This is a genomic window from Actinomadura sp. NPDC000600 (assembly GCF_040492135.1).
Taxonomy (GTDB): domain Bacteria; phylum Actinomycetota; class Actinomycetes; order Streptosporangiales; family Streptosporangiaceae; genus Spirillospora.
Genome location: NZ_JBEUPD010000015.1, coordinates 180452 through 204123 on the forward strand (window position 1 = coordinate 180452; position 23672 = coordinate 204123).

General features: G+C 74.4%; 18 protein-coding genes. 10 read left to right on the plus strand and 8 right to left on the minus strand.

What is annotated here, in order from left to right; translation table 11 throughout:
* Positions 1-56 precede the first annotated feature (56 nt).
* Genes ABWI07_RS22745 through ABWI07_RS22765 form a run of 5 tightly spaced genes read right to left on the minus strand, consistent with a single transcriptional unit; the run spans position 57 to position 5783 of the window.
* Positions 57-1124 carry a universal stress protein gene (locus ABWI07_RS22745; protein WP_353819726.1) on the minus strand — a complete coding sequence of 356 codons (1068 nt, stop codon included), beginning with the start codon at positions 1122-1124 and terminating at the stop codon, positions 57-59.
* The gene (locus ABWI07_RS22750; RefSeq protein WP_353819727.1) at positions 1121-2581 is read right to left on the minus strand and encodes an amino acid permease; all 1461 of its coding nucleotides are present in this window, start codon (positions 2579-2581) and stop codon (positions 1121-1123) included. The genes ABWI07_RS22745 and ABWI07_RS22750 overlap by 4 nt, the downstream gene beginning before the upstream one ends.
* On the minus strand, positions 2578-3513 hold the full coding sequence (gene arcC, locus ABWI07_RS22755; protein WP_149258175.1) for a carbamate kinase: 936 nt from the start codon (positions 3511-3513) through the stop codon (positions 2578-2580). The genes ABWI07_RS22750 and arcC overlap by 4 nt, the downstream gene beginning before the upstream one ends.
* Before the next feature lie 27 nt (positions 3514-3540).
* Positions 3541-4542 carry an ornithine carbamoyltransferase gene (gene argF, locus ABWI07_RS22760; RefSeq protein WP_149258174.1) on the minus strand — a complete coding sequence of 334 codons (1002 nt, stop codon included), beginning with the start codon at positions 4540-4542 and terminating at the stop codon, positions 3541-3543.
* On the minus strand, positions 4542-5783 hold the full coding sequence (locus ABWI07_RS22765) for an arginine deiminase (protein ID WP_149258173.1): 1242 nt from the start codon (positions 5781-5783) through the stop codon (positions 4542-4544). Before ABWI07_RS22765 ends, argF begins: the two co-directional genes overlap by 1 nt.
* Positions 5784-5956: 173 nt before the next feature.
* Between ABWI07_RS22765 and ABWI07_RS22770 the strand changes: the two genes are divergently transcribed.
* From ABWI07_RS22770 to polX, 5 genes are all read left to right on the plus strand, one after another.
* Entirely contained in the window at positions 5957-6883 is a 927-nt protein-coding gene (locus ABWI07_RS22770) for an ABC transporter ATP-binding protein (protein WP_149258172.1), read from the plus strand.
* A 50-nt stretch (positions 6884-6933) separates the two neighbouring features.
* Positions 6934-7650: an ABC transporter permease gene (locus ABWI07_RS22775; RefSeq protein ID WP_149258799.1), complete on the plus strand. Its 717-nt coding sequence runs from the start codon at positions 6934-6936 to the stop codon at positions 7648-7650.
* Positions 7651-7653: 3 nt separating this feature from the next.
* Positions 7654-8613, plus strand: a complete 960-nt coding sequence (locus tag ABWI07_RS22780; protein WP_149258171.1) for an EamA family transporter — start codon at positions 7654-7656, stop codon at positions 8611-8613.
* A gap of 71 nt (positions 8614-8684) precedes the next feature.
* Positions 8685-9521, plus strand: coding sequence for a proteasome subunit beta (prcB, locus tag ABWI07_RS22785; RefSeq protein WP_149258170.1), 837 nt, complete (start codon positions 8685-8687; stop codon positions 9519-9521).
* A 38-nt stretch (positions 9522-9559) separates the two neighbouring features.
* Positions 9560-11278 carry a DNA polymerase/3'-5' exonuclease PolX gene (gene polX, locus ABWI07_RS22790; protein WP_353819728.1) on the plus strand — a complete coding sequence of 573 codons (1719 nt, stop codon included), beginning with the start codon at positions 9560-9562 and terminating at the stop codon, positions 11276-11278.
* Positions 11279-11285: 7 nt separating this feature from the next.
* Here polX and ABWI07_RS22795 read toward each other — a convergent pair whose 3' ends face one another.
* The 3 genes from ABWI07_RS22795 to ABWI07_RS22805 all read right to left on the minus strand — a co-directional run bounded on the left by ABWI07_RS22795 (position 11286) and on the right by ABWI07_RS22805 (position 14678).
* Positions 11286-12290, minus strand: a complete 1005-nt coding sequence (locus tag ABWI07_RS22795; protein ID WP_353819729.1) for a COX15/CtaA family protein — start codon at positions 12288-12290, stop codon at positions 11286-11288.
* 99 nt (positions 12291-12389) lie between these two features.
* Positions 12390-13616 carry a PrsW family intramembrane metalloprotease gene (locus ABWI07_RS22800; protein ID WP_149258168.1) on the minus strand — a complete coding sequence of 409 codons (1227 nt, stop codon included), beginning with the start codon at positions 13614-13616 and terminating at the stop codon, positions 12390-12392.
* Between the two features lie 72 nt (positions 13617-13688).
* Complete coding sequence (locus ABWI07_RS22805; RefSeq protein ID WP_502912846.1) at positions 13689-14678, minus strand: heme o synthase; 990 nt, start codon at positions 14676-14678, stop codon at positions 13689-13691.
* A gap of 553 nt (positions 14679-15231) precedes the next feature.
* Between ABWI07_RS22805 and tkt the strand changes: the two genes are divergently transcribed.
* The 5 genes from tkt (at position 15232) to ABWI07_RS22830 (ending at position 23646) form a co-directional block, all read left to right on the plus strand.
* Complete coding sequence (gene tkt / locus ABWI07_RS22810; protein WP_353819730.1) at positions 15232-17358, plus strand: transketolase; 2127 nt, start codon at positions 15232-15234, stop codon at positions 17356-17358.
* Positions 17359-17459: 101 nt separating this feature from the next.
* A complete protein-coding gene (tal, locus tag ABWI07_RS22815; protein ID WP_149258166.1) occupies positions 17460-18575 on the plus strand; it encodes a transaldolase in 1116 nt (371 codons plus the stop codon).
* Positions 18572-20227, plus strand: coding sequence for a glucose-6-phosphate isomerase (locus tag ABWI07_RS22820; protein WP_353819731.1), 1656 nt, complete (start codon positions 18572-18574; stop codon positions 20225-20227). Before tal ends, ABWI07_RS22820 begins: the two co-directional genes overlap by 4 nt.
* Before the next feature lie 126 nt (positions 20228-20353).
* Entirely contained in the window at positions 20354-22036 is a 1683-nt protein-coding gene (locus ABWI07_RS22825) for a phosphoheptose isomerase (protein ID WP_149258164.1), read from the plus strand.
* Positions 22033-23646: a glucose-6-phosphate isomerase gene (locus ABWI07_RS22830; protein ID WP_353819732.1), complete on the plus strand. Its 1614-nt coding sequence runs from the start codon at positions 22033-22035 to the stop codon at positions 23644-23646. Before ABWI07_RS22825 ends, ABWI07_RS22830 begins: the two co-directional genes overlap by 4 nt.
* Positions 23647-23672 lie beyond the last annotated feature (26 nt).

The following is a 23672-nucleotide window of genomic DNA, read 5'->3' on the forward strand; positions in this document are numbered from 1 at the left end:
TAATTACTTCCCGCGAAACACCGGAATCCCGATGTCGTAGCTCACGCAGGTAAGCCTTACCTAATTCGGGCCTCCTCGCCGGCGAAGGGCGCGCCGGCCCCGCGCGGCAGCACCACCACCGGGCACGGCGCGGCCCGGACGATCTTGCCGGACCGCTCCCCGAGGAACACCCTGAGCAGCGGGCCGTGGTGGCCGGACAGGCAGGCGAGGACCTCGCCCGGCAGCATATCGACGGCGCCGAGGGTCCCGGAGACCCCGCTGCCGACCTCCGCGAGCCGCTCCACCGGCATCCCGTCCCCGAAGCGCGCGCCGAGCAGGCCCGCGGCCTCCCGCAGGTCCTCGTCGGCCTGGGCGGCCTGGCGGCCCAGCGCGCGCTCGACGCCGCCGAGCCTGGCCGCGGGGCCGGGCGGGCGCAGTACCAGCGTCAGCAGCCGCACCGGAAGCCCGAGCCGCGCCGCGAGGTCGGCCATGGCAGTCAGGTCCTCCAAGCCGCGGGGCGGCCAGTAGGCCACGGTCATCCGCTCCAGCCGCCGCGCGGGATGATGGGGGTGCACCACCCGCGTGTGGTGCGGCGAGTCCTCCGCGTACCCGCGCGGAGCCAGCATGACCGGCACGGGCGAGTCGTGCAGGAGTCGGTCGGCGGTGCTGCCGAGGGCGATCCGGTGAGGGTTCCCGCCCGGCGCCGAGCCGATGACCACGAGGTCGGCGCCGGTCTCGCGGGCGGCCTCCATGAGACCGCGCCCGCTCCCCCGGTGGGCGTGCACGCGCAGGTCGAGCTCCTGGCTCGGCACCCCGAGCTCGCCGAGCCGCGCGGCGGCCCTGGCGAGGGCCTCCTCGGCCTGCTCCCTGAGGTAGGCGACCCATTCGGCGTCAACGGAACCGGGGCCGTGCGCGGGCCAGGCGGGCGGATGGACGTGGACGACGGTCAGCGGCGCGTTCCGGTCCGACTGTGCCGCCGACCAGACGAGTGCGGCCAGGGCGAGGGCGTCGTCACCGCGCTCGTCGGGCGAGTACCCGACCAGCACGCGCAGTCCGCCGGGCTCGCCCCTGTGCTGTTCGGCGCCGTGCTGTTCGGCGCCGTCCGGTTCGACGCCGCCCTGTTCCGTCGTGCTCGGTTCACTCATGCGGGCTCCCCTCCGTGCCCCGTGTGCCGGGCCGCCAGCCGCGAGTGGCGGCGGCCGTACAGGAAGTAGGCCGCCAGGCCGACGGCGATCCAGATCGCGAAGACGGTCCAGGTGACGCCGCCGAGGCCGACCATCAGGTACACGCACAGGGCGACGCCGAGCAGCGGCGTGAGGGGGTACAGCGGTGCGCGGAAGCTGCGCGGAAGGTCGGGCCGGGTGCGGCGCAGCACGATCACGCCGACGCTGACCAGCGCGAACGCGAACAGCGTGCCGATGCTGGTGGCGTCGACGAGCCGGCCGAGCGGGACGGCCGCTGCGAGCACCCCGATGAACGCGGCCACGATGACGGTGTTGGCGACCGGCACGCGGCGCCGGGGGCTCACCTTCCGGAAGACGTCCGGGACGAGCCCGTCGCGCGACATCGCGAACAGGATGCGGGTCTGGCCGTACATGACGGTGAGCACGACGCTGGCGATCGCGACCACGGCGCCGAGGGACAGGATCATCGACGGCCACGTCCGCCCGCTCACGCTGTCCAGCACCTGCGCCAGCGAGGCCTCCGAACCGCTCAGCGAGAACCGCGTCCAGTTCATGGCGGCGACCGCGGCGAGCCCCACCAGGACGTACAGGGCGGTCACGATGGCCAGCGACAGGATGATCGCCAGCGGCAGGTCGCGGCGCGGGTTCCTGGCCTCCTCGCCCGCCGTGGAGGCGGCGTCGAACCCGATGTAGGAGAAGAACACCTTGGAGCCCGCAGCGCTGATGCCCGCCCATCCCATCGGGGCGAACGGGGCCATGTTCCCGGTCCGGAACGCCGTGAAGGCGACCGCGCAGAAGAACAGCAGCACGCCGATCTTGAGGAAGACCATGACCGTGTTCGCCGCGGCGCTCTCGGAGGTGCCCCGCAGCAGCAGCAGCGTCGCGAACAGCACCACGACCACGGCGGGGAGGTTGACCACCCCGCCCTCCCCCGGCGGGTTGCCGACCTGCGCCGGGATCGTGAAGCCCAGCGCCGAGTCGAGGAAGGCGTTGAGGTAGGAGCCCCAGCCGACCGCCACGGCCGACACCGACACCGCGTACTCCAGGAGCAGGCACCAGCCGCAGACCCACGCGACCAGCTCGCCGAGCGTCGCGTAGGCGTAGGAGTAGGACGAGCCGGAGACGGGGATCGTCCCGGCCAGCTCGGCGTACGACAGCGCCGAGAACAGGGCGGTGACGGCGGCGAGGACGAACGAGAGCACGACGGCGGGCCCGGCCAGCGGGACCGCCTCGCCGAGGACCACGAAGATCCCGGTGCCGAGGGTCGCGCCGACGCTGAACAGGGTGAGCTGCAGGAGGCTCATCGTGCGCTTCAGCTCGCCGCCCGCGCCGTACCCGCCCTCGGCGACGATCCTGTCGACCGGCTTCGTCCGCAGCAGGCTGCGCGCGAAGGTCTCCGGCGCGATCCCGGTGGTCACAGCGTGCTCGCCAGCGGCCAGGTCGCGTTGGGGGTGACGATCGTCCCCGCGGTGCCCTCCAGGATGCGCTCGCACTGGTCCAGCAGCCCGATCGCGGCCATGTCGCCCGTGCGCTCCACGAAGCTCACCGCCGCCTCGACCTTCGGGCCCATCGACCCGGCGGGGAACTCCTCGCCGCGCAGCTCGTGCGGCGTCGTGTGTGCGATCTCCTCCTGCCGCGGGGTCCCGAAGTGCCGCATCACGCGCGGCACGTCGGTGAGGATCAGCAGCGCGTCGGCGTCCATGCTCTCGGCCAGGACGGACGCGGTGAGGTCCTTGTCGACCACCGCCTCGACGCCCTCCAGCCGCCCCACGTCGTTGCGGAAGACGGGGATGCCGCCGCCGCCCGCGCACACCACCACCGTGCCGAGCCGGACCAGCTCCCTGATCAGCCGGGTCTCGATCACCCGCTGCGGCCGCGGGGACGGCACCACGCGGCGCCAGCGGTCCCCGTCCTGCCGGACGGTCCAGCCGTACTCGGCGGCGAGCTTCTCCGCCTCCTCCCGCTCGTAGACCTGGCCGACGAACTTGCTGGGCTCGTCGAACGCCGGGTCCACCGCCGAGACCAGCGTCTGGTTGATCATCGCCACGACCTGGCGGCCGGGCAGCGCGTTCTGCAGCGCCTGCAGCATCCAGTAGCCGATCATGCCCTGGGTCTCGGCGCCGATCGTGTCCAGCGGGTAGGGCCGGGTCAGGTTCGGGTCGTTGACGCTCTCCAGCGCCAGCACCCCGACCTGCGGGCCGTTCCCGTGGGTGATGATCAGCTCGTGCCGCTCGGCGAGCGGCGCCAGCGACCGCACGGCCCGGTCCACGTTGGCGCGCTGCGGCTCGGCGTCGGGCGTCTCCCCCCGCTCGACCAGCGCGTTCCCTCCGAGCGCGACGACCACGCGCATGCTGCCTCCCCCTCCCCGGCGGTCCGCTCAGCCGAGCGTCGCCACCATGACCGCCTTGATGGTGTGCACCCGGTTCTCGGCCTCGTCGAAGACGATCGACGCCTCGGACTCGAAGACCTCGTCGGTGACCTCCAGGGCGTCCAGGCCGGTCTTGCGGAAGACCTCCTCGCCCACGGCGGTCGCCCGGTCGTGGAAGGCCGGCAGGCAGTGCATGAACCGGGCGGCGGGGTTGCCCGTCGCCCGCATGACCTCCGCGTTGACCTGGTAGGGCCGCAGCAGCGCGACGCGCTCGTCCCACACCTCGGCCGGCTCCCCCATCGACACCCACACGTCGGTGATCACGAAGTCGGCGCCGCGCACGCCCTCCCCGACGTCCTCGGTGAAGGCGATCTCGGCGCCGGTCCCGGCCGCGACCGCGCGCGCCGGCCCGACGACCGCCTCCTCGTCGGGCCAGAGGCTCCGCGGGGCGACGATGCGGACGTTCATGCCGAGGAGCGCACCGGCCGCCACGTAGGAGTTCCCCATGTTGTTGCGCGCGTCGCCCAGGTACGCGTAGGTGATCTCTTGGAGCGGCCTGCCGCCGTGCTCGCGCATGGTCAGCATGTCGGCGAGCATCTGCGTCGGGTGCCACTCGTCGGTCAGCCCGTTCCACACCGGGACGCCCGCGTGCTCGGCCAGCTCCTCGACGAGCCGCTGGCCGGCCCCCCGGTACTCGATGCCGTCGTACATCCGCCCGAGGACGCGCGCCGTGTCCTTCATCGACTCCTTGTGGCCGATCTGCGTCCCGGTGGGGCCGAGGTAGGTGACGTGGGCGCCCTGGTCGTGCGCGGCGACCTCGAACGCGCAGCGGGTCCGCGTGGAGTCCTTCTCGAAGATCAGCGCGATGTTCCGGCCCGCCAGCGCCCGCACCTCCGTCCCGCCGTACTTGGCGGCCTTCAGCTCGGCCGCCAGGTCGACGAGGTACCCGAACTCGCCCGGGGTGAGGTCGAGCTCCCTGACCAGACTGCGCCCGCGAAGGTCGAAGGCCATCAGGCGTCCCGGACGAGCGGGCAGCTCATGCAGCGCGGGCCGCCGCGCCCCCGGCCGAGCTCGCTGCCGCGGATCGTGATGACCTCGATCCCGTTGCGGCTCAGGTGGTTGTTGCTCGTGGCGTTGCGCTCGTAGGCGACGACGACGCCGGGCGAGACGGCCAGGACGTTCGCGCCGTCGTCCCACTGCTCGCGCTCGGCGGCGAACACGTCCTGGGTCGGGGTGAGGACCTTGATGTCGTCGGTGCCGAGCGCGGCGGCGATCGCCCGGTGCATGTCCTCCGGCGGATGGTCGGTGATCTTGAGTTCCTTCTCGGTGTCACCGGGCTCGACGGTGTGCGACGGCAGCATGCCCATCCCCGCGTACTTGGTGAACACGCCGTGGTCGACCATGGTCATGACCGTGTCCAGGTGCATGAACGCCCGCTTGCGCGGCATCCGCAGCGCGACGATCCGCTCGCAGGAGCCGGCGGCGAACAGCGACTGGGCGAGCATCTCCACCGCCTGCGGCTGCGTCCGCTCGCTCATCCCGACCAGCACGCTGCGGTTCCCGAGGACCAGCACGTCGCCGCCCTCCAGCGTCGCCGGCGCCATCGCGGTGCCGCGGTTCCACACGTGGTAGCCGCCCTCGGCGGGGCGGTCGTGCCCGGGGGCGAACAGCGGATGCCAGCGGTAGACCGCCTCCATGTTCACCGTCTCGCGCATCCGGGCCTTCATGCGCATCGTGTTGATGGAGACGCCGTCGTAGATCCAGCAGGACGTGTCGCGGGTGAACAGGTGGTTCGGCAGCGGCGGCAGGACGAACCCGTCCGCCTCGACGGAGTGGAACGCGATGGACGCCGGCTCGGGCATCCGCTCCAGCATCTCCCGCTTGGTGATGCCGCCGACCAGGAACGCGGCCAGGTCCGCGACGTCCATGGCGTCGAAGCAGTTGCGGATCGCGTCGGTGGCGAGCGGGCCGAACCAGTGCGGATCGACGATCCGGTCGAGGATGTGGCGGCGCGCCTCGGGGATCGTGACGGTCTCGGTCAGCAGGTCCGTCAGCAGGTGCGTCCGCACGCCCTGGGCGCGCAGCACGTCCTCGAACTCCTCGTGCTCCTCGACCGCGCGCCTGACCCACAGCACGTCGTCGAACAGCAGCCCGGCGGCGTTGGAGGGGGTGAGCCGCTTCAGCGAGAGCTCGGGCCGGTGCAGCAGCACCTCCCTGAGCCGGCCGACCTCCGAATCGACGTGGAACGCCATCCCACCTCCCCGGGGGCCCCGGCCGCGGCGCCGCGGCTCCCCTGATCGCGGATTCCCCGGCGCGGGGCGGCGAAACTAGATCGACTTCCACCGGACGGCTTTACCGCGCCTTCACGCGGCCGGGGCCGGGTCCGGGCGCGGAGCTGTCCTCCCCCGGACCTAAACTCGTCAGCATGACACCCCCCGGAGACGGCGCGGTCGAACTGCGCTCCCTCGCCAAGCGCTACGGCGCGGTGACGGCCGTGGACGGCCTGTCGCTCAGCGCCGCCCGGGGAGCGGTCACCGCGCTGCTCGGCCCGAACGGCGCCGGCAAGACCACCACGATCGAGATCTGCGAGGGGTTCCGGCGGGCCGACTCGGGCACCGTCCGCGTCCTCGGCCTCGACCCCGCCTCCGACGGGCGCGCGCTGCGGCCGCGGGTCGGCGTGATGCCGCAGTCCGGCGGCGTGCCGGGCACGGCCCGCGCGGGCGAGTTCCTGCGGCTGGTCGCCTCGTTCCACGCCGCCCCGCTCGACGCCTCCGCCCTGCTGGAGCGGCTCGGCCTCGCCGAGCACGCCCGCACCCCGTTCCGGCGCATGTCGGGCGGGCAGCAGCAGCGGCTCTCGCTGGCCGTCGCCGTGGTCGGGCGCCCCGAGCTGGTCTTCCTCGACGAGCCCACCACCGGGCTCGACCCGCAGGCCAGGCACGCCACCTGGGACCTGATCGGCGAGCTGCGCGCCGCCGGGGTGTCGGTCGTGCTCACCACGCACAACATGGAGGAGGCCGAGCGCCTCTCCGACCACGTCGTGATCGTCGACGGCGGCAGGGTCGTCGCCGAGGGCGCCCCCGAGGAGCTGACCGGCGCCGAGCGGCAGCTGCGGTTCCGCGCCCGTCCCGGCCTCGGCCTGGAGGAGCTGCTGGCGGCGCTGCCCGCCGGGAGCGCCGCCAAGGAGTCGCCCGCCGGGCACTACCTGATCGAGGCGGAGGTCAGGCCCGAGCTGCTGGCCACGGTCACCGCCTGGTGCGCCTCGCACGGCGTCCTCACCGAGGACCTGCGCATCGAGCGCCGCACGCTGGAGGACGTCTTCCTGGAACTCACCGGACGGGAGCTGCGCTCGTGACGACCCCGCTCGACCTGGCCCCCGCGCCGGGCGCCGCGCCGCTGCCGCGGATGATCCTGTCCCAGGCCGGCTACGAGTTCCGCGCCGTGCTGCGCAACGGCGAGCAGCTGCTGCTCACGCTGATCATCCCGGTGGTGCTGCTCACCCTGTTCAGCGCCACGTCCCTGCTCGACCTCGGCGCGGGCCGCCGCGTCGACTTCCTCACGCCCGGGATCCTCGCGCTCGCGGTGATGTCCACCGCGTTCACCGGCCAGGCCATCGGCACCGGGTTCGAGCGGCGCTACGGCGTCCTCAAGCGGCTCGGCGCGACCCCGCTGCCGCGCGGCGGGCTCATCGCGGCCAAGACGCTCAGCGTGGTCGCGGTCGAGGCCGTGCAGGCCGCGGTGGTCTGCGCGGTGGCGCTGGCGCTCGGCTGGCACCCGCACGGCGACCCCGGCTCCGTGGTCGTCCTGCTGCTGCTCGGCACCGCCGCGTTCAGCGGCTTCGGGCTGCTGATGGCGGGGACGCTGCGCGCCGAGGCCACCCTCGCCGCCGCCAACCTCGTCTACATCCTGCTGCTCGCCCTCGGCGGCGTCGTCTTCCCGCTGGACAGGTTCCCCGCGGCGGTGCGGTCGGCCCTGGAGCTGCTGCCGATCTCGGCGCTGGCCGACGGGCTGCGCCAGGTCCTCCAGCACGGCGCCGCGCTGCCCGGCAAGCCGCTGGCCGTCCTCGCCGTCTGGGCCGTCGCGGGCCTCGTCCTGGCCGCCCGCTTCTTCCGGTGGGAGTAGCGCATGGCCCTGTCTGAGGCGCCCGGCTCGTTCGGCGGCGCGTCCCGCCGCGCCCGGCCCCTGCGGCCGCGGGCGGGCTGGTCGCGGACGCTGTCGCTCGGCTCGGTGCCGCCGCCCGCGCTGATCCTGCTCGGCATCATCTCCCTGCAGGTCGGGGCGGGCCTGGCCAAGCACCTGTTCGACCGGCTGCCGCCGAGCGCCGTCGTGACGATGCGGCTGCTGACCTCGGCGGTCGTGCTGGGGTTCCTCGCCCGCAAGGCGCTGCGGACCGTCCTGCGCGACCACTCGCGCTCCAGCCTCGCCATCGCCGCCGGGTTCGGGCTGGCGCTGGCGCTGATGAACTTCTCGATCTACCAGTCGTTCTCGCGGATCCCGCTCGGCGTCGCGGTCACGATCGAGTTCCTCGGGCCGCTCGCGGTCTCCATCGCGGCCTCCCGGCGCCCCCGGGACGCGCTTTGGGTCGTGCTCGCGGGGGCCGGGGTCGTCCTGCTGGCCAGGGGCGGCAGCGGCGCCCTCGACCCGGTCGGCATCGCGTTCGCCCTGCTGGCGGGGGTCTGCTGGGCGGGCTACATCGTGCTCACCGCCGCGACCGGCAGGCGGTTCTCCGGCACCACCGGCCTGGCGCTCGCCAGCATCGTCGGGACGGTCGCGATCCTCCCGCTCGGCGTGGCGTCGGCCGGCTCCGCCCTGCTCGACCCGCGGCTCCTGCTGATCGGCCTCGGCGTCGGGCTGCTGTCGTCGGTGATCCCGTACTCGCTGGAACTGGAGGCGCTGCGACGGATGCCCGCCCGCGTCTTCGGGATCCTCATGAGCCTGGAGCCCGCCGTGGCGGCGCTCGTCGGGGTGGCGCTGCTCGGCGAGGTCCTCACCGTGCGGCAGTGGGTCGCGATCTGCTGCGTCATCGTCGCCTGCGCGGGCGCCACCAGGGGGCAGAAGGACCCTCCCGAGGCCCCCGAGGCGTGAGCGGTGGCGGCCCCGTGTGGCAGCGTGGAAGGATCGGAACGTCGCGATCATCGAGCCGGAGAGGAGCCGCCGTGATCGGCCGGAGCGAGGACCAGGGGATTCCGCCCGAGTTCTTCGAGGCGGGGTCGGCGTCGTTCGTCGACTTCCTGCGCCTGCACTCCCCTGAGCTGCTGCCCGTGAACCGGGTGCCCGAGGGGGACGCGCCCGAGCTGCCGCACGGGACGACGGTCCTGGCGCTGACGTTCCCCGGCGGCGTCATGATGGCCGGCGACCGGCGCGCCACGCAGGGCAACCGCATCGCCTACCGCGAGCTCGACAAGGTGCAGCGCGCCGACGAGTACTCCGCCGTCGCCTTCGCCGGAACGGTCGGCCTGGCGCTGGAGATGGTCCGCCTGTTCCAGGTGGAGCTGGAGCACTACGAGAAGATGGAGACCGTCCCGCTGTCGCTGCCGGGCAAGGCCCGCCGCCTCGGCGCCGTGATCCAGGCGAACCTCGCGCAGGCCCTCCAGGGGCTGGCGGTCGTCCCGCTGTTCGCCGGCCTCGACCCCGACTCCGGCGAGGGCCGCATCTACACCTACGACATCACCGGCGCCCCGCAGGAGGCCCGCGGCTTCCACGCCGACGGCTCCGGCTCCCCCTACGCGACCGGCGCGCTGAAGAAGCTCTACCGCGACGACCTGTCCCTGGAGGACGCCGCCACCGCGTGCGTCCAGGCCCTCTACGACGCGGCCGACGACGACACCGCCACCGGCGGCCCCGACCCGACCCGGCGCATCTACCCGACCATCGCGGTCGTCACCGCCGACGGCTACCGGCGGCTGCCCGACGAGCAGGTGGCGGCGATCGCCGACGAGGTCGTGCGCGGCCGGACGGAGCGGCCCGGCGGCCCCGTCGCGCCGCTGCGCTGAGCGCCGGAAGCGTCGTACCCGGCTTCTAGACTCGGCCCATGGCACGGGCGAACGACGAGGCTGCGGCCCTCATCCAGGAACTGGCCGACCTGCTGTCCATCACGGGCGGGGACGCGTTCAAGATCAGGGCGTACGAGAAGGCGGCGCGCGCGGTCGCGGGCCACCCGGGCGACATCTCCGGCCTCGACCTGGCCGGGCTGCGCAAGATCTCCGGGGTGGGCGACGCGATCGCCAAGAAGCTCCTCGACTACAACACCACCGGCACGATCCGCCAGGTCGAGGAGCTGCGCACGCAGATCCCGTCCGGGGTCAGGGCCCTGACCGCCATCCCCACGCTCGGCCCGAAGAAGGCCCTCGCCGTCTACGAGGCGCTCGGCGTCTCCTCGGTGGACGAGCTCGCGGCCGCCATCGGCGAGGGCCGCCTGCGCGGCCTCAAGGGCTTCGGCGCCAAGACCGAGGAGAACATCCTCCGGGGCATCGAGCTGATGCGCAGCTCCGGCGACCGCGTCCTGGTCGACGCGGCCGCGGGCGTCGCCGACGAGATCGTCGCGGCCCTGTCCGAGCTGCCCCAGGTGGAGCGCTGCGCCCACGCCGGCTCCCTGCGCCGCATGCGCGAGACGATCGGCGACGTCGACGTCCTCGCGGCCTCCCGCGACCCGCGTCCGATCATGGAGGCGTTCACCGCGCTGCCGTTCGTCGCGGAGGTGATCGCGGGCGGCGACAAGAAGACCTCGGTGCGCACCGCCACCGGCCTGCAGGTCGACCTGCGGGTCGTCCCGCCCGAGTCGTGGGGCGCCGCGCTCCAGTACTTCACCGGCTCGCAGGCGCACAACATCCGCACCCGCGAGATCGCCGTCAAGGCGGGCCTCAAGCTGTCGGAGTACGGGCTGTTCGACGCCGACAGCGGCGAGCTGATCGTGTCGAAGACCGAGGAGGGGGTCTACGAGCGCCTCGGCCTGCCGTGGGTCCACCCCGCCCTGCGCGAGGACACCGGCGAGATCGAGGCCGCGCTCAAGGACGAGCTGCCCCGCCTGGTGACGGTCGAGGACCTGCGCGGCGACCTGCACAGCCACACCGACCTGACCGACGGCGTCGCCTCCCTGGAGGACATGGTCGCCGCGGCGCGGGCCCGCGGCCTGGAGTACTACGCGATCACCGACCACGCGCCGAACCTGGTCATGCAGCGCATGACCGACGAGAAGATGCTCGCCCAGCGCGCGCAGATCGCCGAGCTGCAGGAGCGGTGCCCCGGCCTCACCCTCCTGCACGGCACCGAGCTCAACATCGACCCCGACGGCGGCGTCGACTGGGACGCCGACTTCCTGTCCGGCTTCGACGTCTGCGTCGCCTCCGTCCACTCCCACTTCACGCAGGACGAGGCCGACATGACCCGGCGGCTCGTCCGCGCGTGCGAGAACCCGCACGTCCACGTGATCGGGCACCCCACCGCCCGCAGCATCGGCCGCCGCCCGCCGGTGAACGCCGACTGGGACGAGGTGTTCCGCGCCGCCGCCCGCACCGGTACCGCGATGGAGATCGACTCCTTCCCCGACCGCCTCGACCTGCCCGCCGACCTGGTCCGGCGCGCGAAGCGGTTCGGCGTGAAGTTCTCCGTCGACACCGACGCCCACTCGGTCGGCCACCACCGCAACATCCGCTACGGCGTCGGCACCGCCCAGCGCGGCTGGCTGACCCCGGACGACGTCATCAACACCTGGCCGCTGGAGCGGCTGCGCGCGTTCCTGCGCAAGAGCTGAGCGCGGGTCAGGCGGGCTGGGGCGCCCCGGCGGCGTGCGGGGCGGCCAGGGCCGGTTCCGCAGTCGCTGGGCCCGGCGCCGGGCCCCGGTCGCGCAGGGCGAAGAAGAGGCGGAACGCCGCGATCCACATCAGCACCGAGCCGAGCATGTGCAGCAGCACCAGGCCGGCGGGGACGCCGAGGAAGTACTGCGTGTAGCCCACGGCGCCCTGGAGGACGATCAGCCCGGCCAGCTCGTGGGCGCGGCGGCGGGCGGCCGCGGGCGCGCCGGTGCGGTGCAGGGCCGCGATGGCGAGCACCGTCAGCGCGATGGTGAGCCACGCCAGCTCGCCGTGGATCCGGGCGACGTCGGTGATGTCGAAGCCGTAGCGGCGCGACTCGGCGTCGCCCGCGTGCGGGCCGGTGCCGGTGACGACGGTGCCCGCGACCATCACGGCGGCGGAGGAGACCAGCAGCGCGGCGGCGAGGCGGCGCGTCCAGGGCCCGGCGAGCGGGCGGGGCGGCGCGTCGCCCTCCCCCGCGCGGATCCACAGCGCGACGCAGAAGACCAGCAGGGCGGGCGAGACCAGGAAGTGCAGGGACACGGCGGCCGGGTGCAGCTTGGTCAGCACGACGACGCCGCCGATGACCGCCTGGGCGACCACGCTCATCGGCTGGGCCAGCGCCCACCACACCAGGCTCCGGCGGCGCGGCCGCAGCCGCAGCGCGGCGACGAACACCAGGACGCCGACGCCGAGCACCACGAAGGTGATCAGCCGGTTGCCGAACTCGATCGACATGTTGAGCACGTGGTGCTCGGGGTTGTGGGTGGGCACGAGGCTGTCGCCGGAGCAGCGCGGCCAGTCGGGGCAGCCGAGGCCGGACTTGGTGACGCGGACGGCGCCGCCGCTGACGACGATCACCACGTTGCCGATGACGCCGAGCAGCGCGAGCAGCCGCAGCGACCCGGGCGTCGGGCGCCACACGGCGTTCCAGGTCCGGACCAGGGGGTTCGACGACTCTCGCTCTGCCACGGCACCAATCGTATGGCCGGGCCCCCGTGACCGTGACGCGACCCCTGCCCATGCCCGCACCGCACGACCGCGCCGCGCGGACGGGCCGCTGGCCGGGGGTCAGGCGCCGTAGGGGCCGGGTGGTCGGGGCGGCAGGAATCCCGACGGGCCCTGGCGCGCCCACGGCGGCCCGGCCGCCGGCGGGGCCGCTCCGGGGCGCGGCGCGGTGCGCAGGAACGCCTGCCTGGCCAGCGCCATCAGTTCGAGCAGGGAGTCGCGGCGGGTGGCGAACCAGCCCGGGTCGGCGACGCCCCGGTCGGCGCGCTTGTGCAGCAGCGCGAGCTCGGTCGCGGCGAGCTGGTAGTCGACCATGGCGCGCCCGGCGGGCGCGCCGCCGACCGAGCGGGCCCAGCGGCGGGCGGCGCGGCGGGAGGGGATGGAGCGCAGCATGCGCACGTCCTGAGGCGTCACCAGGCCCGTCCCGGCGTACATCGGCAGGTACGCCTCGATGCGCCGCACGGTGCCGCGGCGCTCCACGAACACGATGACGATCAGCGTGACCAGGACGGAGAAGTCGAGCACGTAGACGGCGCCGATGCCGCCGAGCCCGAAGGCGGCGGCCCCGTTCCACAGCCCGTGCAGGACCATCGCGCCGAGCAGCCCGGCCAGCGGCGCGGCGAGCTGGCCGCGCCGGTGGGTGGCGGCGTAGGCGACGCCGAGGCCGGTCATCGCGGTGAACAGCGGGTGGCTGAGCGGCGCGATCAGGCCGCGCAGGATGAACACCGCCTGGAGCTGCTGGGCGCCGCCGTCCTCGAACGCCCGCATGTAGTACGTGATGTTCTCCATCATGGCGAAGCCGAGGCCCACCATGGCGGCGTAGATGATCCCGTCCGCGAACCCGTCGATCTCGTTGCGGCGGAACCACAGCATGCCGAACAGGACGGCGCCCTTCAGCGTCTCCTCGATGACCGGGGCGCCGAAGGCGGCGCTGACGAAGTGGCCCTCCGTCTCGCCGAAGATGGGCACGGTCACGTACAGCATCCCGAGGGTGTTGAGCACGAGGGCGCCCAGGACGGCGACCCCCGCGCCCCACATGAACGAGAAGGCGAGCGCGCGCGGCGGCTCGGGCTCCAGCCGGTCGAGGGTGAGCGCGAGGGCGACCAGCACCGGGATCGGCAGGATCGCGAGGAGCGCCCCGACCCAGAAGGCGGCCCCGCCCAGCACGGCGTACGTGCCGAGCGCGATGACGGCGCACAGCCCGGACACGGTCATGCCGAGGATCAGGCCGACCGGAGGCCGTCCGGGGACGCGGCCCTCGAGCACCGCCTTGGGATCCATGGTCGCCATACCGCGAAGGGTAACGGCAGGTGGGACCGATCGGTAAAGCGCCGGAAGCGCCGCCTCCGGCCGGACGCGCCGTCAGTACAGGAGCGGGTCGACCGCCACGGCGGTGAACAGCAGCGCCAGGTAGACGTTCGACAGGTGGAAGAAGCGCATCGGCCGCAGGTGGACGCCGGTCACCCCGGCGCGCACGGCCTTCAGCAGGCGGTGCCCCTCGGCGAGGAAGACCAGGCCCAGGACGACGGCGACGGCCCCGTACACCGGGCCCATCCCGGCGACGGGCCACAGCACCAGCGAGCAGGCGATGGTCGCGTAGGTGTACACCAGGCTCTCGACGACCACGCGGCGCTCGGAGGCGACGACCGGCAGCATCGGGACCTTGGCGACGGCGTAGTCCTCGCGGTAGCGCATCGCGAGCGTCCAGGTGTGCGGCGGCGTCCAGAGGAACACGACGCCGAACAGGACGAACGGCGTCCAGGCGACGCCCCCGGTGACGGCGGCCCAGCCGATGAGGACGGGCATGCACCCGGCGATGCCGCCCCACACGACGTTCTGCGACGTGCGGCGCTTGAGCAGCAGCGAGTAGACGAAGACGTAGAACAGGATCGCGAACAGCGACCCGGCCGCGGCGACCGGGTTCACCGTGAGCAGGAACCCGACGGTGGACAGCGCGGCCAGCGTCACCCCGAAGACCAGGGCGCGGGCCGGGGTGACCTGGTGGCGGGCCAGCGGGCGGCGCCGGGTGCGGCGCATCTTGGCGTCGATGTCGCGGTCGATGTAGCAGTTGATCGCGTTGGCGGCGCCGGCGGACATGGTGCCGAACGCCAGCGTCAGCAGGACGGTGGGCAGCGGCGGCACGTCCCGGGCCGCCAGGAACATCACCGGGATGGTGGTGATCAAGAGCAGCTCGATGACGCGCGGCTTGGTCAGCGCCACGTAGGCGCGCACGCTCGCACCGAGCGTGCGCCGTTCGGCCCGCTCGGCGGGGGGCGGGGCGAGCGGGGACGGTGGCGCCTCGGGCACCTGCTCGTCCAGCTCGATCCCGCGCTTGTTACTGAGCACCGTCACAATCGGGTCCACGTCTGACTAGGGATGAGAAATCGGTACCACCTCGGCGGTGCCCCCGCGATCCGGGCCGGCCTCGGCTGGCTGCGACTTCGGCTTGGTCGTCTTGCCGCGGCCGCTGGCGTCAGCCGCGCAATCACTGTAGTCCGCCCCCTCCCGGGACCGCGCACCGGGTCGCCGGACGCGCCGTGCGCGCCGTGCGCGGCGGTCCGGCGCTCCCGCGGACCGGGGCGGCCGCGGATCACCCGCCGGATCACCCGTGCGGGGGGTTAGCCCGCGGAGCGTTCGGGCAAGGGTGCATGAAGCGTCGCGGCCCGGTGCCCGGCGTGCGGCCCCGCACCCCCCTCGCCCCAGCCTGCGGCGGCCCTCCCGCGCGATAGGCTCGCGGCTGGGCGCGGCACGATCTCCACCAGGCCGCTCCCGTGCGGCCCGGGCGGGGGAAGAGGGGCCGCACCGCCGGACGTTGTCCTGTGTGCCGGGGCCGTCCGCGACGCCGCCGGCGCACAACATTACAGAGTGTTCTTAGACACCGGTTCGAGAGGAGCCTGTCGTTTCCGTGAGCAGGGACAACAGCACGTTTGAGTGGTCCGACCAGGACCGGCGCGCGGTGGACGTGATCCGCGCCCTCGCCATGGACGCGGTCGAGGAGGCGGGCTCCGGTCACCCCGGGACGGCGATGAGCCTCGCACCGGCCGCCTACCTTCTCTTCCAGCGGTTCCTGCGGCACGACCCGACGGACCCGCAGTGGCCCGGGCGGGACAGGTTCGTGTTGTCCTGCGGCCACTCCAGCCTGACCCTTTACATCCAGCTGTACCTGTCGGGCTACCCGATGACGCTGGACGACCTGAAGTCGCTGCGCAAGTGGGGCAGCCTCACCCCCGGCCACCCCGAGTACGGGCACACCGCGGGCGTGGAGACCACGACCGGGCCCCTCGGCCAGGGCATCGCGAACGCCGTGGGCATGGCGATGGCGGCCCGCCGCGAGCGCGGCCTGTTCGACCCTGACGCGCCCGAGGGCGAGTCCCCCTTCGACCACACCGTCTGGGCGTTCGCGTCCGACGGCGACATCGAGGAGGGCATCAGCCACGAGGCGAGCGCGCTGGCGGCGCACCAGCGCCTCGGCAACCTGGTGCTGCTCTACGACGACAACCACATCTCGATCGAGGACGACACGGCCATCGCCCTGTCGGAGGACGTGCGCGCCCGGTACGCGGCCTACGGCTGGGACGTCCACCACGTCGACTGGACCGAGAACGGCGACTACGAGGAGAACGTCGCCGCGCTCGCCGCGGCGTTCGCCGCGGCCAAGGCCGAGACCTCCCGCCCGTCCTTCATCGCGCTGCGCACGATCATCGGCTGGCCGGCGCCGAACAAGAAGAACACCGGCAAGATCCACGGTTCGGCGCTCGGCGCCGACGAGGTCGCCGCGACCAAGCAGGTCCTCGGCATGGACCCGGCCGAGAGCTTCCACGTCCCCGAGGAGGTGCTGGCCCACGCCCGCGCCGTCTCCGACCGGGGCCGCGTGGAGCACGCCGAGTGGAACCGGACCTTCGAGGCGTGGCGGGCGGCGAACCCCGACCGGGCCGCCGAGTTCGACCGGATCTCCTCCCGCACGCTGCCCGCCGGCTGGGAGGAGGCGCTCCCGGCGTTCGAGGCCGGCAAGGACATCGCGACCCGCGCCGCGTCCGGCGAGGTGCTGGCGTCCCTGGCGCCGGCGCTGCCGGAGCTGTGGGGCGGCTCGGCCGACCTCGCGGAGAGCAACAACACGACGATGAAGGGCGAGCCGTCCTTCATCCCGGAGGAGTTCCAGACCAAGGAGTTCCCCGGCCACCGCTACGGCCGCACGCTGCACTTCGGCGTCCGCGAGCACGCGATGGCCGCCATCTGCAACGGCATCGCGCTGCACGGCGGCACCCGCCCCTACGGCGGCACGTTCCTGATCTTCAGCGACTACATGCGCCCGGCGGTCCGGCTGGCGGCGCTGATGAAGCTGCCGGTCACCTTCGTCTGGACGCACGACTCGATCGGCCTCGGCGAGGACGGCCCGACCCACCAGCCCGTCGAGCACCTGTGGGCGCTGCGGGCCATCCCCGGTCTGGACGTCGTCCGCCCGGCCGACGCCAACGAGACCGCTGTGGCGTGGCGGACCGTCCTGCAGCACACCGACCGCCCGGCCGGCCTCGCGCTCACCCGGCAGAAGCTGCCGACGCTGGAGCGCGGCGGCGGGCTCGCGTCCGCGGAGGGCGTCGCCAAGGGCGGCTACGTGCTGGCCGACGCCGACGGCGGGCGGCCGGAAGTGATCATCATCGCGACCGGCAGCGAGGTGGCGCTGGCGCTCCAGGCGCGCGAGGCGCTGCAGTCCGGGGGCACCCCGACCCGCGTCGTGTCGATGCCGTGCGTGGAGTGGTTCGAGGAGCAGTCCGACGCCTACCGGCAGGAGGTCCTGCCGCCCGGCGTGCGCGCCCGGGTGTCGGTCGAGGCCGGCGTGGCGCTCGGCTGGCGCACCTACGTCGGCGACGCCGGCGAGTCGGTGAGCCTGGAGCACTTCGGCGCCTCGGCCGACTACAAGACGCTGTTCCAGCAGTTCGGCATCACCTCCGAGCGCGTGGTGGCGGCGGCCAAGGCCAGCCTCATCAAGGCCGGCGTGCGGAACGCCGGGCAGGGCGAGACGACCGGCAACTGAGCGAGGCCCACGAGGCAGGCGGCGCCCGCGCACCCCTGGGCGCCGCCGCCCCGCCCCCGGGCCGACGGTGACGACGACGTGAAGACGACGAGGAGAAAGCGATGAGCGACATTCTGAAGGAGCTCTCGGGCGAGGGCGTGTCGATCTGGCTGGACGACATCAGCCGGGAGCGGCTGCGCACGGGCAACCTGGCGGAGCTGGTCAAGGACAAGCACGTCGTCGGCGTCACGTCCAACCCGACGATCTTCGCCAAGGCGCTGAGCAAGGGCGACGCCTACGACGAGCAGGTCCGCGACCTCGCGGTGCGCGGCGTGGACGTCGAGGAGGCGTCCCGGGCGATCACCACCTACGACATCCGGTGGGGCTGCGACGTCCTGCGCCCGGTCTACGACCGGACCGAGGGCCTGGACGGCCGCGTGTCGATCGAGGTCGACCCGCGCGTGGCCCGCGACACCCGCCGGACGGTCGCCGAGGCGCGGGCGCTGTGGTGGATGGTCGACCGGCCCAACCTGCTCGTCAAGATCCCGGCGACCGAGGAGGGCCTGCCGGCGATCACGGCGGCGCTGGCCGAGGGCATCAGCGTGAACGTCACGCTGATCTTCTCGCTGGAGCGCTACGGCAAGGTCATCGACGCGTTCTTCGCCGGCCTGGAGAAGGCCAGGGAGAACGGCCACGACCTGTCGACGATCGCCTCGGTGGCCTCGTTCTTCGTCAGCCGGGTGGACACCGAGATCGACAAGCGGCTCGACAAGATCGGCTCGGACGAGGCGAAGGCGCTGCGCTCCAAGGCGGGCCTCGCCAACGCCCGGCTCGCCTACGCGCTGTTCGAGGAGAAGTCCGCCACCGACCGGTGGAAGGCGCTCAAGGACGCCGGGGCCCGTCCCCAGCGGCCGCTGTGGGCCTCGACCGGCGTGAAGGACCCCGACCTCAACGACACTCTGTACGTGGACGAGCTGGTCGCGCCGGGCACCGTCAACACGATGCCGGAGGCGACGCTGGTGGCGGAGGCCGACCACGGCCAGGTCCGCGGCGACACCGTCCGGGGCGCCTACGACGACGCCCGTGCGCACATGGCGGCGCTGAAGGACGCCGGCGTCGACTACGACGACGTCGTGCGGGTGCTGGAGGAGGAGGGCGTCGAGAAGTTCGAGGCGTCCTGGAAGGAGCTCCTCGACACCATCACCGGCGAGCTGGAGTCCAAGAGGGCCGGCGCGTGACCTCGGTGGTGACCGCCGGGGGGATCTCGGTCACCATCCGCGGCGCCGTCGTCGACGAGAGCGAGACGGTCCTCGACCGTCTCGTCTCCGACGGCGTGCCGGGGTCGCTGGCGTCCCGCAGCGCCAAGCTGTGGGGGCCGGACGCGGCCCCGCTCGCCGCCCGCCGGCTCGGCTGGCTCGGCCTGCCGGAGACGTCCCGCTACCTGAGGGACCGGCTGGCCGGCCTCGCGCGCGAGGTCCGCTCCGCGGGCCTCGACCGGGTCGTGCTGGCGGCGTCCGGCGGCCCCGCCCTGGCCGCTGAGACGATCTGCCGGACGGCGGGCGCCGAGCTGACCGTCCTCGACACCACCGACCCGCACGAGGTGTCCGCCGCCCTGGCGTCCGGCCTCGACCGGACGCTCGTGGTCGTGGCGGACGACGGCGTCGAGGCCGATGCGCTGCGACGCGTGTTCGGCCGCGCCTTCGCCGAGGCGGGGCTGGAGGGCGCGGACCTGGCGGGCCGGTTCGTCGTCGTGGCCGAGGAGGGCTCCGACCTCCAGCGCACGGCCCAGGAGGCCGGACACCGCTTCGTCACGGCCGAATCCGACGTCGACGGCCGGTTCGGCGCGCTCGGTGCGCGGGCGCTGGCCCCCGCCATGCTCGCGGGCGCGGACGCCGAGCCCCTGCTGGACGAGGCGTCCCGGCTCGCGGCGGTGCTGCGGCAGCCCTACGACAACCCGGCGCTGGCGCTCGGCGCGGCGCTCGCGTCCTCGGCCCTCGGCGCCCGCGACAAGCTGGTCATCGCCGACCTCGGCTCCGGGCTGGACGGCTTCGCCGCGTGGGCGGAGCAGCTGGTCGCCGGGACGATGGGCAAGGACGGCAAGGGCCTGCTCCCGGTCGTGGTGGAGGGCGTCGACGCGGCCGGATTCGAGCTGACCGGAGACCTGCGGCGCGTCATCCTCGGTCGCCGCCCGGACGAGCCGGGCCCCGGACGCGAGGCGGGCGTGAGCGTCGCCGGGCCGCTCGGCGCTCAGTTCCTGCTGTGGGAGTACGCGGTCGCGGTGGCGTGCCGGGTGATCGGGGCCGACCCGTTCGCCGAGCCCGACACCGGAGAGTCGCGCGAGAGCACCGCGGCGCTGCTGCGCTCCGAGGAGGGCGCGGCGCCCACCGTGGTGCACCGGCCCCCGGAGCTGGTCGAGGGCGCGGTCGAGGTGCACGCCCCCGAGGGCGTGCTGCGCGGTGCGCAGACGCTCACCGAGGCGCTCGACACCGTCCTGGAGGACGTCGAGGACGGCGGCTACCTCGCCCTCCTGGCCTACCTGGACCGGTCCGGCGACGCCGTGGCGGCGGGGCTGCGGCCGCTGCTCGCGGCGCGGGGCGCCAAGGTGCGCAAGCATCCGGTCCCGGTCACGTTCGGGTGGGGGCCCCGCTACCTGCACACGGCCGGGCAGTACCACAAGGGCGGCCCGGCGAACGGCGCGTTCCTGCAGATCACCGGTGCCGTCACCCGCGACGTCCCTGTGCCGGGCAGGCCCTACACCCTGGGCGAGCTCCAGCTCGCGCAGGCGTTCGGCGACCTGCGGGTGCTGCGCTCGCTCGGCCGCCCCGCCTACCGGATCCACCTGCGCGACCGCGCCGAGGGGCTCGCGCAGCTCGCCGCGGCGCTCGGCTGACCCGACCCGGATCCGGTCGCGGCGACGCGGGGCGACCGGCCGGATCCGGGTCGCGGCGCAGAAGATCGACGGAGATGGTCGCGGATGCCCTTTCTCTCCTGAAACGATGGGGGGTGGGAGGGAACGGTGTCCGGATTCGACGTACTGACGCGCGGCGACGTGCTGGACTCGGCGCTGCAGGCGCGGGACTACCTCGTGAGCTGCGGCGTCCCCGGCGCGCTGGCCGCCAAGGACCCCCGGCTGTGGGGGCGGCGGGCGGTCGACCACAGCCGGCTCGGCTGGCTCGACCTGCCGTTCGCCTCCCGCGGCCTGCTGAACCAGGTGAGCGGCCTGGTGTCGGAGGCGCGGTACTCGGGCCTCGACCACATCGTGCTGATCGGCGTCGGCGCCGAGAGCCTCGCCGCGCAGGCCGTCATGGAGGCGCACGCGCCCGCTCTCGCGGGCTCCGGCGGCGCGCCCGAGCGGCCGTCCGGCGAGCTGACCGTGCTCGACGGCGGCGACACCGCCGCGCTCGCGTTCGCGCTGGAGCGGCTCGACCGCACCCTGGTGGTGCTGTCCAGCAAGGCGGGCGTGTCCCTGGAGGGCGACGCCTACCGCCGGATCTTCGCCGCGGCGTTCCGGGAGCGGGGCCTGTCGGAGCGGGAGATCGCGAGCCGGTTCCTCGTGATCACCGACCACGGCAGCCCGCTGCACGACTTCGCCCGCCAGTGCGGCTACCGGATCGGGCTCACCGACCCGTACCTGCCCGGGCACTACGGCGCGCTGTCCGCGTACGGGCTCGTCCCGGCCGTGCTGGCGGGCGCGGACGCCGACCGGCTGCTGGAGGAGGCGGCCTCCCTGGTGCCCTCGCTGTCCAAGGACGAGGACAACCCGGGGCTGCTGCTCGGCGCCGTCATCGGCGGCTGCGCGCAGCAGGGGCCGGGCGGCCTCGCCCGCGACAAGGTGCTGCTGCGGGAACCGGGCGGGCCGGGCGCGCTGAGCGCGTGGATCTCCCAGCTGCTCGCGGTCGGCACCGGCAAGCGGGGCCGCGGCGTGCTGGCCTTCGAGCCGCCCGGCGCGCGGGGCGACTTCCCCGACGTGCACGGCATCTCGGTCAACCCGCGGTCCGCGGCGCAGGACGAGTCCGACACCTCGGTGTGGGCGCCGCTGGGCGCGCAGTTCCTGCTGTGGGAGTACGCGACGGCGGTCGCCGGGTGGCTGCTCGGGGTGAACCCGTTCGAGGCGGGGAGCACGGTCGTCCAGGAGGCCGAGGACGACGCCGCCACCCTGCTGCGCACGGTCGCGAGCGGGTCGCTCACGCAGGAGCGGCCGGTGTACGTCGAGGACGACATCGAGGTGCACGCCGACTTCCCGTGGCCGCCCGGCGCCGAGCTCCAGACCGTCCTCGGCGGCCTGGTCGCCTCGGTGCCGTCCGACGGCTACCTGGCGGTGATGACGTACCTGTCGGGCGACTTCTCCGGCCGCTACCTCGCGCCGTCGCTGGCCCGCGCGTCCGGCCGCCCGGTCGCCTACGGGCCGGGCCCCGGCTACCCGCACGCGACGGGGCCGGTGCACAAGGACGGGCCGGGCAACGGCGCGTTCCTGATCATCACGGGCGAGCCCGCGCCGGGCGACGCGCTCGCCGCGCACCCCGTCCCCGGCCGCCCCTACAGCCTGGCGCAGCTGCAGATCGCGCGCGCCCTCGGCGAGCTGCGGGCGCTGCGCGCGCGGCGGCTGCCGGTGATCCGGCTGCACCTGCGCAACCCGGTCGAGGGCGCGGGCCGGCTGACCGAGGCGGTCCGCGCGGTGGCGGGGGCGCGCAGGCCGTGAGCTTCACCGCCGTCGTCTCGGGGGAGACGGCCATCACCGCCCGCGGGCCCCTGAAGGAGTCCGCCGAGCGGGTGCTGGGCCGGTTGTGGATCGACCAGGTGCCCGTCCGGCTCGCCTCCGAGGACGCCTCGCTGTGGCCGTCGGCCGCCACCGCCGGCGTGGAGGGGCGGCCGCTGTGCTGGCCCGGGCAGCCCGGCCCCGGCCGCGCGGTGTTGGACCGTGCCGGAGAGCTGCGCGCGCGGGCCCGCGCGGACGGGCTGACCGAGGTGGCGCTGCTCGGCGGCGGCCCCCCGGCCCGCGCCGCCGAGCTGATCGTGCGCGCCCACGGGCTCGCGGCGCCGGACGGCCGCGGTGCGCTGGCGGTGCTGGACGGCCCCGACCCCGGACCGCCGCTGCGCGTCCGGGACGACCCGGACCGGCTGCACCGGACGGCGTTCGTGGTGACCGGCGACGACCAGGCGACCGAGGTGCTGCGGCAGGTGTTCGCCGAGGCCCTGCGGGAGGCGGGCCTCTCCCCCGCCGAGGTCGCGCGGCGGTTCGTCACGGTCGCCGAGCCGCGCGCGGCGGCGGCCAAGCACGCGACGGAGGCGGGGCACGCGCTGGTGGAGGCGCCGGCGCCCACCGCGTTCGGCGCGCTCTCCCCTTACGCGCTGGTGCCCGCCGCGCTCGCGGGCGCCGACGTCGCGGCGCTGCTGGATGAGGCCACCGCCGTCCTGCCGTCGCTGACGCGGCCGGAGAACAACCCGGGGCTCGTGCTCGGCGCCGTCCTCGGCGGCGCGGCCAGGGCGGGGCGGCGGACGGCCGTGCTCGGCGGCTACCCGGCGGCGCTGCCGGGCATCGCCCGGTGGGCGGCGCTGCTGCTGGAGGAGTCCGCCCGCGGCCGGCTGACGCCGGTCGTCCAGGACGGCGGCATGCCGCTGCAGCCCGCCGACGACCTGTTCCTGCTGACGTTCGACGGCCGCCCGCACCAGGACGACGCCACGGTGGCCGGGCCGCTCGCCGCGCAGCTGGTCGTGTGGGAGTACGCGGCCGCGGTGGCGTCCTACCTGCTGGGGGCCGACCCGCTGGCGCCCGCGGAGCGGCCCGCCCCGATGACGCTGGACGACGGGACCGGCGAGCCGCTGTTCGCCGACGGCGACCCCGGCCGGGCGGTCGAGGCGCACACGACCGTCCCGGCGCTGGCGGGCGCGGCCGGGCTCACCGAGCTGCTGGACGCGCTGACCGGCCTGGTCGGGCGGGGCGAGCACCTCGCGCTCGTCGCCTACCTCGACCCGGACGAGGCCCGCGGCCAGGGCGCGCAGGTCCGCCGGCTGGCCGCGCTGCTCGCGGCCCGCTGCGGGCGCCCGGTGCGGGTGGGCTGGGGCGCGCGGCCGCCCGCGGGCGGAAATGATCACCCGGACGGATGCGTTTACCTTCTGGTGACCGGGAACGTCGTCCGCGACGTGCCGGTCCCCGGCCGGCACCACAGGCTCGGCATGCTGCAGCTCGCGCGGGCGCTCGGCGACGCCCGCGACGCGCGCGCGGCGGGCCGCCCGGTGGTACGGCTCCATCTGCAGAACCGCTGGGCGGGGCTGAACCGGCTGCTCGACTCCGCCAGAGGAGACATATGAGGGCTCACGCCGGAGACCGGAGACCG

Bases quoted from the DNA above. Each gene is read 5' to 3' on its own strand.
- ABWI07_RS22745 (WP_353819726.1), bottom strand. From the start codon at position 1,124: ATGAGTGAACCGAGCACGACGGAACAGGGCGGCGTCGAACCGGACGGC.
- arcC (WP_149258175.1), bottom strand. From the start codon at position 3,513: ATGCGCGTGGTCGTCGCGCTCGGAGGGAACGCGCTGGTCGAGCGGGGG.
- argF (WP_149258174.1), bottom strand. From the start codon at position 4,542: ATGGCCTTCGACCTTCGCGGGCGCAGTCTGGTCAGGGAGCTCGACCTC.
- ABWI07_RS22765 (WP_149258173.1), bottom strand. From the start codon at position 5,783: ATGGCGTTCCACGTCGATTCGGAGGTCGGCCGGCTCAGGGAGGTGCTG.
- ABWI07_RS22770 (WP_149258172.1), top strand. From the start codon at position 5,957: ATGACACCCCCCGGAGACGGCGCGGTCGAACTGCGCTCCCTCGCCAAG.
- ABWI07_RS22775 (WP_149258799.1), top strand. From the start codon at position 6,934: ATGATCCTGTCCCAGGCCGGCTACGAGTTCCGCGCCGTGCTGCGCAAC.
- ABWI07_RS22780 (WP_149258171.1), top strand. From the start codon at position 7,654: ATGGCCCTGTCTGAGGCGCCCGGCTCGTTCGGCGGCGCGTCCCGCCGC.
- polX (WP_353819728.1), top strand. From the start codon at position 9,560: ATGGCACGGGCGAACGACGAGGCTGCGGCCCTCATCCAGGAACTGGCC.
- ABWI07_RS22800 (WP_149258168.1), bottom strand. From the start codon at position 13,616: ATGGCGACCATGGATCCCAAGGCGGTGCTCGAGGGCCGCGTCCCCGGA.
- tal (WP_149258166.1), top strand. From the start codon at position 17,460: ATGAGCGACATTCTGAAGGAGCTCTCGGGCGAGGGCGTGTCGATCTGG.